At 59.7% G+C, this 13,078-nt stretch carries 7 protein-coding genes and 1 pseudogene; 1 reads left to right on the top strand and 7 read right to left on the bottom strand.

From position 1 onward, the window contains the following. Positions 1-111: 111 nt before the first annotated feature. Positions 112-978 carry a WYL domain-containing protein gene (locus L1073_RS08225; RefSeq protein ID WP_246898333.1) on the top strand — a complete coding sequence of 289 codons (867 nt, stop codon included), beginning with the start codon at positions 112-114 and terminating at the stop codon, positions 976-978. A gap of 112 nt (positions 979-1,090) precedes the next feature. On the opposite strand, the gene L1073_RS17235 is transcribed toward L1073_RS08225, so the two are convergent. The 7 genes and pseudogenes from L1073_RS17235 to L1073_RS08200 form a co-directional block, all read right to left on the bottom strand. Next, complete coding sequence (locus L1073_RS17235; RefSeq protein WP_281506039.1) at positions 1,091-1,567, bottom strand: HipA domain-containing protein; 477 nt, start codon at positions 1,565-1,567, stop codon at positions 1,091-1,093. Beyond that, positions 1,567-2,343, bottom strand: coding sequence for a type II toxin-antitoxin system HipA family toxin (locus L1073_RS17230; RefSeq protein ID WP_281506038.1), 777 nt, complete (start codon positions 2,341-2,343; stop codon positions 1,567-1,569). The genes L1073_RS17235 and L1073_RS17230 overlap by 1 nt, the downstream gene beginning before the upstream one ends. Further along, positions 2,336-2,671 (bottom strand): helix-turn-helix domain-containing protein, encoded by a 336-nt coding sequence (locus L1073_RS08215; RefSeq protein ID WP_281504520.1) that lies wholly within the window; start codon positions 2,669-2,671, stop codon positions 2,336-2,338. Before L1073_RS08215 ends, L1073_RS17230 begins: the two co-directional genes overlap by 8 nt. A 101-nt stretch (positions 2,672-2,772) precedes the next feature. Further along, positions 2,773-2,922, bottom strand: a pseudogene (locus tag L1073_RS17345) (hypothetical protein); the annotation flags it as partial. After that, positions 2,897-4,960, bottom strand: coding sequence for a choline BCCT transporter BetT (betT, locus tag L1073_RS08210; protein ID WP_246898330.1), 2,064 nt, complete (start codon positions 4,958-4,960; stop codon positions 2,897-2,899). The gene betT and the pseudogene L1073_RS17345, both read right to left, overlap by 26 nt. Before the next feature lie 243 nt (positions 4,961-5,203). Further along, the gene (locus L1073_RS08205) at positions 5,204-6,835 is read right to left on the bottom strand and encodes a ShlB/FhaC/HecB family hemolysin secretion/activation protein (protein WP_246898328.1); all 1,632 of its coding nucleotides are present in this window, start codon (positions 6,833-6,835) and stop codon (positions 5,204-5,206) included. A gap of 21 nt (positions 6,836-6,856) precedes the next feature. Further along, entirely contained in the window at positions 6,857-12,895 is a 6,039-nt protein-coding gene (locus tag L1073_RS08200) for a GLUG motif-containing protein (protein WP_246898327.1), read from the bottom strand. Positions 12,896-13,078 lie beyond the last annotated feature (183 nt).

The following is a 13,078-nucleotide window of genomic DNA, read 5'->3' as shown; positions in this document are numbered from 1 at the left end:
CTCTGTTACCCTCATATAAGCAAAGTCGATTGAGCCCGACTACCCCATGGATAAAACACCAGGGGAATTTTCCGGCCGGTTGCGCAAGCGAAAGACCATGAGGGATGCATCATGAAGGAAACATCGCCGCTCGCCTGGGACACGCAGGCGCGTTATCACCTCATCGAGCTGTTGGCGTACTGGGAGGGTCGCGTCACGGCCGCCGCGCTGCGCGAGGCCTTTCAACTGGGCAAGGACCGGGCCCAGCAGGTGCTGCGCACTTATCGCGAGGAAGTCGCGGTGGATAACCTTGTCTACGACACGTCGCGCAAGGCGTGGGTACCGACATCGCATTTCACGCCGTATTTCATTCGCGGCCATGTGGATGAATATTTGCACTTGCTAGGCACACACGATGCCTTGAATCCGCAGTTCGTGGGGCTGGGTCTGGGCGCGGCCAATACGGAATCGGTTCCGATGCCGATTCGCGATGTCTCGCCGGAAGTGGTGCGGGCAGTCGTGTCGGCAGCGCGGGAGCGTCAGCGTCTGGAGGTCGTCTACGCGAGCTTTTCTTCCCCCCAAGGCGAGGACAGGCTCATTGCCCCGCACACCCTGGTTTATGCCGCAGGACGCTGGCACGTCCGTGCGTATTGCGAGAAGAACGCCGCCTTTCGCGATTTCGTGCTATCGCGCTTTCGCGGTGTGCCCGAGGCCATCGGCGATGTATTACCCGCCGCCGACCCCGCAAACGATACCGCCTGGGCACAACGCCTCACGCTGGAAATCATCCCCGACCGGCGGCTCAGCGAGGCCGAGCAAGCACTGATCGCCCAGGACTACGCCATGACGGCACGCGTGCTGGAGATCACCTGCCGCTGCGCGCTGGCTCAATACGTGTTGCGTGAATACGGCATCAACCATCGCCATGTGGAAGGCGACCCACGTGCCCAGCAGATCGAACTCGGTAACCGCGAAGCCCTGCGGCAATGGCTTTATTGACGCAAGAAGTAACGGCACATGGCAGCATAGTCCTGATAACCCACCAAGATGGCGTCCTCACCCTCAAAAGTGAAGGTGAGACAACACTTCCCGTTGAACGTACAAGACGCCTTTACAGTGCCAGCCCTCGCTGTAAGTCAGCATGCTCGAAGGCGCTAGTCATACGCTCGATCTCGGCCGAGCGTGCGCCAACCGCCCTGGCAGTATCCCGCCAAGTGGCCGTTACCAACGCAACTTCCTTGATGATCCGCCGAGCCTTCGCCAGCGTGAGCCCAAAATAGCCGGATGCTGCCTCCAGCAGATCGACCGAGCAGGTGCTCTCGTCGAGATCGATGTTCGTCGTTAACACCCGCGCCTTGAGGTCACTGGGAACCGGGTTGAGGTCATAGGCCGGAGCGAGTGACCATCCAGCGTTCCCCAACCACAGAAAGCCGTGCTTGCGCAGATGATCGTCGACATTGGAGATCATCACGCTGAAGACGACGCGCCGATAAAGGGCGTGCGCATCTGTCCTTCCTTGAGCACCATGCGCGGTCAGAGCATCGACCATCTCGGGATAGCTGCCAGGTTCGCCATCCCTGGCGCCCATCATTGCCATCGCGGAAAGAAACGGGATGCGGTGCGGGTGGTGCCGTCTCGGTCGAACCGCCTTGAGAGCATGACGGCCCGACCTCCCACGTCGACCAGTTCGTGCTTCGGCGTCACGATGCCAGCCTGGTTGGCCAAGCGGAGCGCGATTTCCTCCCAGGTCTCCACGCTATATTCGTCGGTATCCTTCGGGAACTTGGCGATAGAGAGATGGCCGTGTTGGTCGATTACCGACGCTTTCGGACGGGCACCCCCCAGGGAAGAACCGGGTGCAAAGATGAGCTGGAGATCTTCATCCGTTTCCTCATCACGCAAGACACGCTCCGTGACTTGGAGCAGCCGGCCCAGCTCGACGAGCGCGGGAACGCCAGACTGAACCGGCGCCTGGAAAGACTCCTCGCCCACTCGGCGAAAACGCAGGGCGCCAAGCCGGGTCTCATCCGCGACTCCCAGCAGATAATCGCTCTCGGCAAGCGTTCGAACATTGCGACCTTCCCGCGCGGCACGCCGGCGTTCGGCACGCTGCATGAGACGCCGGCCCCAGGTATCAGGGGCCGAGTCCCCAATTGAGCCGAAGCTGGTCAGCCCCGCGGGCGGTGCAAAGGCCCCACGCGTTAGCGCAAGAGCAGGCTCCAGTGAGAAGCGATCCGGAGACTCGAGCCATGCGGCGTCGTATTCGAAGAGAATCTTCTCCGTGCCGCGAACGCGATTGCACCTGGCCAGGCCGACTGGAGATGTTTCTCCATTAAGATCGATATGAACTTCGAACTCAGTCATTGCGTGAAGACCTCGGTGATCGCGTCAACACGACTCGCTTGGGCAGCTCGGCGCTGGAAAGCGCCTGGCCAACGCTGTCGTTGCCGATATCAGCGATGTGAGCAAGCCCATCGAGAAGTCCCAACGCCTGAAGAACGCTAGCATAGATACCGATGCCGACACTGGCGTCACCCGCCTCGATTCTCTGCAGGGTCGAACGCGAAGTGAAAGCACGTTCCGCAACGACGGCCATGGTAAGCCTACGCCGGCGTCGCGCATCGTAAATGTCGGCCCCAAGCTTGCGCAGCGCGCGCCGCACAGCTGCCGGAGGATTGTGAGGAGTCGCCATATGACACCTTCGCGCTACATAGTGATCTATTATGTAGCACGAAGTTCACATTAATGCCAGTTCAGCCATACGCAATGGTCTTTACCTTCGCTCGGGGCGAATCAGCGACTGCTGCAGACAACGACTTTTCGCGGCCATACACACAAAAACCCCCGACCGCGTCGCGGCCGGGGGCAAGCATCTTCATAACGAAGGTCGGCCGCATAACGGCCGACCGGGCACACCTTACGCGGGCGGCTGTTCCGGGCTGTCGGGCATGTTGATGTTGCCCGGCTCGATCCGGTTGAGGTGCAGGAACTGCATGTGCAGTTCGTACTGGTCGAGGATGTCGCTGATCACCTGGTCGCGGGTGTAGCCCATCAGGTCGTAACCCTGGCTACCCTCGAGCAGATAGACCTCTAGCCGGTAGTAGCGCGAGTCAGCCTGCGGAGCATGCATCGCGAAGCCGGGCGTCGAGAAGCTCTGGCTCCAGATCTGGTAGGTAAAGTTCTGCTCGTCCTCGAAATCGACGTTGAGCGACATATAGTCGTCGCCGTTCTGCACGCCTTGGTGGATCTCGGCCGAGACGCCTTGCCCTTGCAGGGAGTCACGCACGGCTTCCATGGCCGGCTTGCAGGTTTCGTCCATGAAGCGCCGTGTCTGCTTCTTGCCGGGGAAGCTCATGGCACGCCGGAGACGCTGCTGCCAGTTGCGCGCGTCGCGTTCACTACCACCGCCGCTACGCCCGGAAAGCTGACCGGCCAGGCTCAGACGCCGGCTGTCTTCCTTGAAGGCCTCGAGTTTCAATGCCTTGAGCAGTCCCGCCATCATGAAGAACAACACGATCGAAAACGGCAAGCCAGTAATCACCACGGCACTCTGCAGGGTCGTTAGCCCCCCAGCAAGCAATAGCGACAGGGTTAGAATGCCGATCACCGCCGACCACAGAATGCGCATCCAGATCGGCGCATCGCTGCTGACGTTCTTGAGCTTCGAGGTGAAGTTGGAGAGCACCAGCGCCCCGGAATCCCCGGAGGTAATAAAGAACACGATCGCCAGGATACTCACCGCAGCGGTGCTCACAATCGGCATCGGATACGATTCGAGGAACAGATAGATCCCCGCCGGCGGATTGTTCATCACCTGCTCGCCGAACTCGCTGGCACCGTTCATCGCCATGTCGATGGCGCTATTACCCAGCAACGACATCCACAGAAACATGAAGATGATCGGCAGCGTCATGGTGCCGAGCACGAAGGTGCGGATGGTACGGCCCCGCGAGATGCGCGCCAGGAACAGCCCGACGAACGGCCCCCAGGCAATCCACCAGGCCCAGAAGAACAGCGTCCAGCCGTTGAGCCAACCGGTCGGCCGGTCGAAGGCATAAGTGTTGAACGACAGGCTGATGAAGTTGGACAGATAGTCGCCGACGTTCATCACCAGTGCGTTGAGCAGGAAGATCGTCTTGCCTGCGAACAGCACGAACAGCAGCAGCAGAACCGCCAGCAGGATATTGAACTCGGAGAGCCGTCGGATGCCGCGCTCCACCCCGGTCACGGCAGAGATGGTGGCGAACAGCACGATGCCCAGCACCAGTACCACCTGGGTCCAGTTGCTTTCGGGGATGCCGAACATGTAGTCCAGGCCGAAGTTGAGCTGGATCACACCAATGCCCAGGCTTGCGGCGATGCCGAAGACCGTGCCCAGCACGGCGGCGGTATCGACCACATGGCCGATGGTGCCATAGATCCTGTTGCCGAAGATCGGATAGAGCGCACTGCTAATGGTCAGCGGCAGGTTATGCCGATAGCTGAAGAAGGCCAGCGCCATGCCTACCAAGGTGTAGATACCCCAGCCGGAAAGCCCCCAGTGCAGGAAGGTCAGTTCCATGGCGTGACGCGCTGCGGCGACCTGGTCATCGGGCGCGTTGGGCGCGTTGTAGAACTGCGTCAGTGGCTCGGCCAGGGCGAAGAAAATCACGCCGATGCCGATCCCCGCTGAGAACAGCATCGCCGCCCACGAGAAGATGTTGAAATCGGGTCGTGCATGCTCGGGCCCCAGGCGGATCTTGCCGTAGCGCGAGAACCCCAGGTAGATCACGAAAGCCAGATAGATCACGACGGTCAGGAAGTAGTACCAACCGAAGGTATTGGAGATCCAGCCGAGAATGGCATTGATGATCGAGTTGGCCTGGTCGGTCGCGAGCATCACCCATAGCGAGAAGGCGACGATGCCGACCACCGAACTGTAAAACACCGGCCCATTGAGGCGGTCGCGTGACGGCGCCTCGTCATTGGATTGTGTCGTCATAGGAATTCCTGATCTGGTTCAGGCAAGGTTTGCGTTCACGGCAGCGTGCGCACAGCTCGCCACTCCGCTATTACTAGCTTAGAAGCAATACGGAAAAGTGCCGTTTATTGAACAGGCGTATTAAGAAAACAATTCTTTATGCCTCAGTCAAGCCTGGTGCCGCGTACCCAGCAAATCGAACTCGGAAATCGCCCTCCCCTGCAGCGATGGCTTTATTGAATCAGGCGCTTCACTACATGCCATTCAAAACTGATACCCAAGACTTGCCCACACTCGTGGATCGCGCTGCCGGCCTTCCGATTGGGCATCGCCTCCCTGCGTCTTCCAAGCGCTGGCAACGTTCAGTTTGAAATCCCCGGCCCGGTAGCGTAGTCCCACGCCAGCACCAGCCACCTCACGCGCCTCGCCTACATTCATACCGCCATCAGATGTACGTCCGGCATCATAGAACGCATAGGGTGCGAAGCCCTTGCCCGCGCTATAACGTAACTCGAACTGGGTTAGCCAACCGCGGCTGCCGGAGCCCTCGCCGACCGGATACGCGCGCACGCCGTTGGGGCCGCCAAGGTTGAAGCTTTCTGAACTGTCCAGTTCGTCACGGTCCGACCACTGGGCGTTGATACGACCATACAATTCTAAACCAGCGCCCAGTGCCTGCAGGCGCGCCACGTCCAGATTCACTTTGGTGAAGCCGTAGTCTTTATCGCCCAGCACGGGATCAGAGCGCTCCAGCTTGCCTGGGGTCAGGGTCAAGGTGCCGAAGGTGATACCTCCGCGTCCCAAGGCGTCGCGCGTGTCGAACTCCAAGCTCAACGGCAACCCATGGCTTTCGGTGGCGCGCAGGTAGTCGGCGAACTCGACTTCATCGTCCAGTTCCTTGTACTGGTAGCGAGCGCTGACCGACACGTTGCTTTGCTGACGACGCAGCAGGGGATAACGCAACTCTGCCGAATAGACATCCGCCGTACCGGTGTAACCCTCGAACCCCTGATCCAACGTGTAGTTGGTATGAGCATAGCCCAGCGCGCCGCGCAGCCCGCTGACACCGATCGGTGACTCATAGCGCAGGTTGCCTAGCCAGGTAGATTCGCTGGTGTACAGAGCGGTCAAGCTGAGTTCATCACCGACCCGAGCCAGACGGTTAACGTTGAGACTGGTGCGTCCCCGATATTCACCGGAATAACGGCTGCCGTGGTTGTCGGCACCGACCAAGCCGGTGACTCGCTGTGCAGGTCGTACCTGAACCTCCAGCTCACCCGTGCCGGTACGCTGACCTGGTCGCATCACAGGCGTGGCGGCCACCCCGGGTAGATCGCCTAATAACAGCAACCGGCGCTCCAAGGGGGCAGAGGCGATCGGTGTACCGGGTTCCAGCGGTGCCAGCCAGGGTTGGAGATCGCTAGCCAACGGCTCGGGGCCGCTGGCGTGAACGCGCCCGTAGTTCCCCTCGACCACCTCGATGATGAGGGCGCCACTACCGAGGTCCTGGGCTGGTAGCAAGGCGCGAGCGAAGGGGTAGCCGTTATCGCGATAGAACTGGCTGATACGATTGGCCAGTTGCTGCAGTCCCGCCATATCCTGCGGTTGCTCAACAGCCTCGCCAAGTACCGCCCGCAGTCGTTCGGCGTCAAATAGCGTATTGCCGGAAAAGCGAATCTCCTGAAGCGTCACCTCAGCGCCGCCGGGCTCGCCTTCGGTGAGCGGCTCACCATCGAGTTCGAGTTCCACGGAAGGCGCCAGTGGGGTGATCTGAGTTTCCTGGCTTTGTTGCAGAATCTGACCAGCGTCGGGAGGCGTCTGTGCCAGAACGGGAGTCGCTGCCAAAAGGACCAGGCCGGTGGTTAGGGAGGCTCTTTCCATCTTGTATTGCATCATGATCGAAATCGTTCCGAAAAATTACTGAGCAGTGGAAGCCGGGGCGTCCTGAACAGCAGGTAGTGCAATCCCACCGTTCTCCACCATTAGCCACGAGTGATCGGCCTCACCACCGGCGGCGCCTGCGTTAGTCTGCATGTCAGTAGTGCTGTCCGCCGCCAACTGTCTCAGGCCGCTATCGGAATTGGCGTCGCCGTCGGGGCCTTCCTGACTCCTCTCATCGGTTTCGACAGTCAGTTGCTGCAAGGCGGCGATGCTGTTGCGGGATGGTAGTGGGAACGTGGTATCAATGGTCAGGGTGCCGCCGTCAAAGGTCAGACTATAGTTGTCGGCACTCAGGCCACCGGGGGTAATGACGTAGCTACCGGCGTTGGTAGCCCCCTGGCTACTGCCGCTGTAATCCGGGCTGCCGGTCAGAACGCTGTCATCCTCGTTGTTGACGAAGCCTTGGTAGGACACACCGTTACCACCACTGTACGCTTGGCCGTTGTAGGCCTTGCGGTCGTCGTTGGCGGTTACGGTCAGCGGCGCCGGATCGATGGTCAGCGTGCCGTCCGCAAACGTCAGGGCGTAGTTATCGGCGCTCAGACCGCCGGGGGTAATGACGTAGTGACCGGCGTTGGTAGCCCCTTGGCTACTGCTGCTGTAATCCGGGCTGCCGGTCAGCACGCCGTCATCCTCGTTGTTGACGAAGCCCTGGTAGGACACGCCGTTGCCACCACTGTATGCCTGGCCGTCGTAGGTCTTGCCATCGCCGTTGGCGGTCACGGTCAGCGGTGCCTTGTCGATCTCCAGGGCGCCGTTGTTGAAGGTCAAGTTGTAGTTGTCATCGCTGCCGGCGATGGTGTGATCGTAAGTGCCGGAATCGGTGCCGTTGCCACCGCTGGTGGTAACATCCGTGAGGACACTTTCGTCTTCGCCGCCGACCAGGCCACTGGCGGTAAAACCGGTAACGCTTTGGGCGCTGCCGTTGTAAGTAACGGTGTCGCTGTTGGCGGTGACGGTGGCATCGGCTTTGTCGATGGTCAGAGCGCCATCGGTAAAGGTGAGGTGGTAGTTGCTATCGGTGCCGCTGGCCGTGTGGGCGTAACTACCGGCATCGGTGCCGGTGCCGCCGCTGGTGGTTACATCAGCGAGGACGCTTTCATCTTCGCCGTTCACCAATCCGGTGGCGGTGAAGCCGCTGACGTTCTGCTCGGTGCCGTCATAAGTCACGGTATCGCTGTTGGCGGTGACGGTGGCATCGGCTTTGTCGATAGTCAGAGCACCGTCCGTAAACGTCAGGGCGTAGTTGTTATCGGTGCCGCTGGCCGTGTGGGCGTAGCTACCGGCATCGGTGCCGGTGCCGCCGCTGGTGGTTACATCAGCGAGGACGCTTTCATCTTCGCCGTTCACCAATCCGGTGGCGGTGAAGCCGCTGACGTACTGCTCGGTGCCGTCATAGGTCACGGTATCGCTGTTGGCCGTCACTGTGGCATCGGCCTTGTTAATCTCCAGAGTGCCGCCATTGACGGTTAGGTCATAACCCTGCTGATTGGAGTAAAGACCATCCACGCTGACGGCGTGGGTTCCCGCATTCTGGCCGCCGCCAGTAGCAGTCGCCGTGCCTAGGATCAAGTCAGCATCGTGGGAGCCATTCACGCTCCAGGTGCCGGGTCCGGTCTGGGTGGTGCCGTTGTAAGTTACGGTGGCATCATCCGTTTCCACATCCAGCGTGGTCAGAAAGTGGCGCAATAACGGCGCGGTGTGGCCGTCGTAGATGCGCCAGACAGCCCCGGTTCCGCCCTGGGCGTCGATGTCCCAGCCGGCGCCCGTGAAGGTGGAAAGCTGTTGTAGCTCGTTCAAGGTTTGGCCAGTGCCAATATCACTGGTGTAATCGCCGTCGATGGCGTTGCCGTCAGCATCGGTGGTAGCGTAGAAGCTGTCGGTCACTGTGACGTTATCGTTATGGCCCACCAGGCCACCGATTCTGCTAATACCACTGACATGGCCCGTCGCATAGCTCTTTTTGACCGTACTGTCGTAAATGACCCCCACCAACCCGCCGGAGTACAAATCTGCTGATACATCGCCGGTAGCATAGGTGTAGGTGATGGTGCTGCCTTGGGTAGCCTCCCCAACCAGGCCGCCGACACCATAACCGCTTGCTGATGATACATCGCCGGTGGCATAGGCGTGGGTAATCGTGCCGTCGTTGTTATACCCTATCAGCCCTCCGACGTAGTCGGTGCTTGATGACGATACATCGCCGGTAGCATAGCTCTGGCTGACTGCGCCGCTTTCGTTGTATCCCACCAGTCCGCCAACATTGTTGTACTCGCCAGTGACGCTACCGGTAACGTAGGTGTCAGTGATCACACTGTTGTCGCTACGCCCTACCAGCCCGCCGACCCCGCCGCCGACTGAAGGGCGCCCCCCTTTAACATTACCGCCTTCCAGGCCGATCCGGCGAAGTGTGGCATCTTCGATATAACCAAACAGGCCAACATAGCCCTGGCTACTGCGATCAATGGTGAGATCGCTGATCACATGACCGAGGCCATCGAAATGCCCGTTAAAGGCGCTTGCATCATCACCAATAGGATCAAAGCCCTTGCCGCCCTTGGCGTTTTCACCCGCCAGATCGGCGTAGCCAGCCGTGCCAGTGTCGAGGTTGTTGACGAGATCAAAGTGATAGTCACCGGTCAACACATCACGGTTGAAATTGACATTCTGCAACTGTCGCCAGCCGGTGAGGATGTAGGGATCGCTCGAGGTGCCGGTACCGTCTTCAAACAAGGTGGTGGTCTGAATGTCTTGCTGGCGAGTGGTGCCATCAAGATAAGGCAGGCTGACTTGATAACCCGGCAACGTAGCGTCGGTGTTGAAGCCCCAAGTATTGGTTGTGTCCCAGTTCTCGAAAATAGTTGGGTCAGCCAACGCGGCAAAGGATTTTCCAGCGCCAATATCATTTGTGTAGTCACCGTCGATAGCATTGCCATCAGCGTCAGTGGTGGCGTAGTAACTGGCATTGACGGAACTGGAGCTAGCGTTGCCGACCAGGCCCCCCACGTAATATTCCTCGCCTGTCACCGAGCCCGTGGCATAGGCATTATTGATGGTACTGTTCGAGTTGAGGCCCACCAAACCACCAACATTTATATTGCCGTTGACGGGGCCGGTAGCATAGACATCATCAACGTTAGCCGCCAGATTGCGTCCCATCAGCCCGCCCACTTTGTCATCGCCGTTAACCTGGCCAGTGGCATAAGCGTTGGCAATATCACCCCCGTTGAAGCCTGCCAGTCCACCGACATTATTGTCGCCCTCGACATGTACGCTGGCACGAGCGTTTTCCAAACTACCGCTATTGCTACCGATCATCCCGCCAACCGTATACTCACCGGCAACATGACCACTGACGAAGACATCCCTGACACTACCTGTGCCTAAGGTCGTGCCAACCAGGCTAGCGACATAGTCTCTGCCCGTAATATCGGCATCGACCACCCTGATATTGCGGATCGTGCTGCTACTCCCCAGGGCCTCGAACAACCCAATATGGTCCTCGTCGGGGCGTTCAATGGTCAGGTCGCTGACGCGATGATCTTGACCCTCGAAGGAGCCTTTGAAAGCATCAAGGCTATTGCCTATGGGATTCCAGCCCTTGCCGCCATTAGCGTTTTCACCCGCCAGTTCGGCGTAGCCGAGGCTAGAGGCGTCGAGGTTGTTGATAAGATCAAAGTGGTAATCACCGGTCAGCACATCGCTGTTGAAGTTGATGTTCTGCAACTCTTGCCAGTCGGTGAGGGTGAACGGTTCTGCCTCAGTGCCCTGGCCGCCTTCAAACAAGGTGGTGGTCTGGATGTCTTGCTGGCGAGTGATGCCATCAAGATAAGGCAGGCTGACTTGATAACCTGGCAACGTAGCGTCGGCGTTGAAGCCCCAAGTGTTGGTTGTGTCCCAGTTCTCGAAAGTCGTTGGGTCAGCCAACGCAGCAAAAGATTTTCCGACGCCAATATCATTGGTGTAACCGCCGTCGATGGCGTTGCCATCAGCATCGGTGGTGGCATAGTAGCTGTTATCAATGGTGCCATTGGAGGCTCCCCCTAATAAGCCGCCGACGCTGTCCCCCGTCACCAAGCCAGTAGCGTAGGCATTCTTAACCGTGGCTTCGTTGTTGTCGGGGCCGGGGCTGAGTCTGACGTTGGCCCCAATAAGGCCGCCAACGCTATATCTCCCAGTCACGCTGCCGGTGGCGTAGGCATTCTTGATCATGCCCTCGTTGCCCCCGACAAGGCCGCCAACGCCATCCTCCCCCTGTACTGCGCCACCGATAGCATAGGCGCTACTTATGAGGCCCTGATTGGTTCCCACCAGGGCGCCGGTCGATCCGCGGCCCGTCACGCTCGCGTTAATCAGCCCGACATTGCGGATCACGCTGCCCTCATCGGCAACGCCGAACAGACCGATTTGGTATTCGTCACCGCGCTCGATGGTCAGATCACTGATGCTATGCCCCAATCCCTCAAAAGCGCCATCAAAACCAGGACCATCACCAACAGGCTCAAAACCATCACCACCATGCCACCCCGAGGTTCCGCTGGCATCGATATACTGACCCAGGGCGTAGTGCTCACCGAGGTCGTTGTTCATGTCCTGGAGTTCGTCGACATTCTGAACCAGCGTGTAGCCGGTGCCGTTGACCGACAGGCTGGCATTGTCGCCGGAGAGCGTCACCGGCGCGTTGACGTAATAGTCGCTGCCATCGTAATCGAGCGCCAGACCGGCGCTGTCGCCGGTGGCGGTCAAGGCGGCGTTGAGGTTGATATCGCCGTGGGCATTGAGGGTCAGGATGGTGTTGGCATCCCAGTCGACGGCGGCGTTGACGTTGATATCGCCATCCTCGCTGCCGGTGGCAACGGTTTGCAGAGTCACGTCGTTATTCGCGAGATTGGTGGAGAGCGTCTCGGCGCCGATGCCACTATCACTCTGCGAGTCCGTGCCGTCGCTGACGTTGAAGTCGGTGGGGTCGATTAGCCACTCACCGGTTTCGCCGCTGTTAGCACGGGTGGTGACCTGCACTTCGTTGGCGATACTGACCTCGGCGGCACTGGTCTCGACGAAACCGCCATCGCCGCCCTCGGGGGCGCTGGCGTCAAGCCGGCCCGCCACTTCGACGCGGCCGCTTTCCATATCGCCCATCAATTTGATCTCACCGTTCTCGCCGCTGGCCAGCGTCTTAGCCTCGGTAATGCCCGAGTGGTTGATGACGCTGGCGGTCAGTTCATCGGCAGCCTTGGCGGTGAGCAGGACGCGTCCGCCATCGGCGCGAATCGCACCGCCCTGCTCGATCTTCGTGTCGAGGCGCGCTTCTTCCACCTCGATCTGTACCGGGCCGCCCAGGTCCAACGTCACGGTGCTGCCCGCTCCCATCAGAGTATTGCCCCGTGGGGTCTCGATGGTACCGGTGTTGACGATCTCGGCGGCGATCATTGCCACCGTGCCGCCCTCGGCGGTGGTGATATTGCCCTGATTCACGACGGCATTGGCGCTGCCACCTTCGAAGCGATAGTCGCCGTTCATGAAGTCTTCGGTCGAGATATCCAGCGTGGAGGCCACCAGCGAGCCAACATCGACCCGGGCAGAGGGCGAGAAGTGCACGCCATTGGGGTTGACCAGAAACACCCGGCCATTGGCTTCCAGGGCACCACGAATCTCGGAGATCCGGTCGCCGGTCACGCGGTTCAGGGCAGCGGCTTCGGCCCCAGGCTGGTCGTAGCGTACGGTATTGCCCTCGCCGATGGAGTACTCATCCCACTCGATGGCCGCTCGTTGACTGCTCTGTTGAATGGTGAGGTTATCACCCTGGCGCTCGATGGCGGCATCGCCGGCCACCACGGTGCCGCCGGACGGCAGCTCGCCCGCCATGGCCATCGCCGGCACCAGACAGGCACTGCCCACTGCCAGGCAACGCGCAGCCCTGGTGCGATGCCGCCCAGTCCCCTTGGCGCGACGTGGCCCGATCTCCGACGCAACGCGCCAATCGCCCTCGGCCATGCTCCAGACAAGTCGATACATGTTATTCATGGTGACGCCCATTCAGTCCCTTTTTGTCGCTACGGGGCTGGCGAACAAGCCACCTTGTGAAGTTATACTGATCACCCCGTACAGTTAGTAAATGTTTTTACCAATGTAATAAATTGTGACCAAGGGGCGTGACACGTATTGAGACGGGGGAAAAATTACGGGAGGTTATAATGA

The sequence above is a fragment of the Chromohalobacter nigrandesensis genome, assembly GCF_023061285.1.
GTDB lineage: Bacteria > Pseudomonadota > Gammaproteobacteria > Pseudomonadales > Halomonadaceae > Chromohalobacter > Chromohalobacter nigrandesensis.
Note: the sequence above shows the minus strand (reverse complement) of the source record. Positions and strands in the feature narration are given on the sequence as shown.

Bases quoted from the DNA above. Each gene is read 5' to 3' on its own strand.
- L1073_RS08225 (WP_246898333.1), top strand. From the start codon at position 112: ATGAAGGAAACATCGCCGCTCGCCTGGGACACGCAGGCGCGTTATCAC.
- L1073_RS17235 (WP_281506039.1), bottom strand. From the start codon at position 1,567: ATGGGCGCCAGGGATGGCGAACCTGGCAGCTATCCCGAGATGGTCGAT.
- L1073_RS17230 (WP_281506038.1), bottom strand. From the start codon at position 2,343: ATGACTGAGTTCGAAGTTCATATCGATCTTAATGGAGAAACATCTCCA.
- L1073_RS08215 (WP_281504520.1), bottom strand. From the start codon at position 2,671: ATGGCGACTCCTCACAATCCTCCGGCAGCTGTGCGGCGCGCGCTGCGC.
- betT (WP_246898330.1), bottom strand. From the start codon at position 4,960: ATGACGACACAATCCAATGACGAGGCGCCGTCACGCGACCGCCTCAAT.
- L1073_RS08205 (WP_246898328.1), bottom strand. From the start codon at position 6,835: ATGATGCAATACAAGATGGAAAGAGCCTCCCTAACCACCGGCCTGGTC.
- L1073_RS08200 (WP_246898327.1), bottom strand. From the start codon at position 12,895: ATGTATCGACTTGTCTGGAGCATGGCCGAGGGCGATTGGCGCGTTGCG.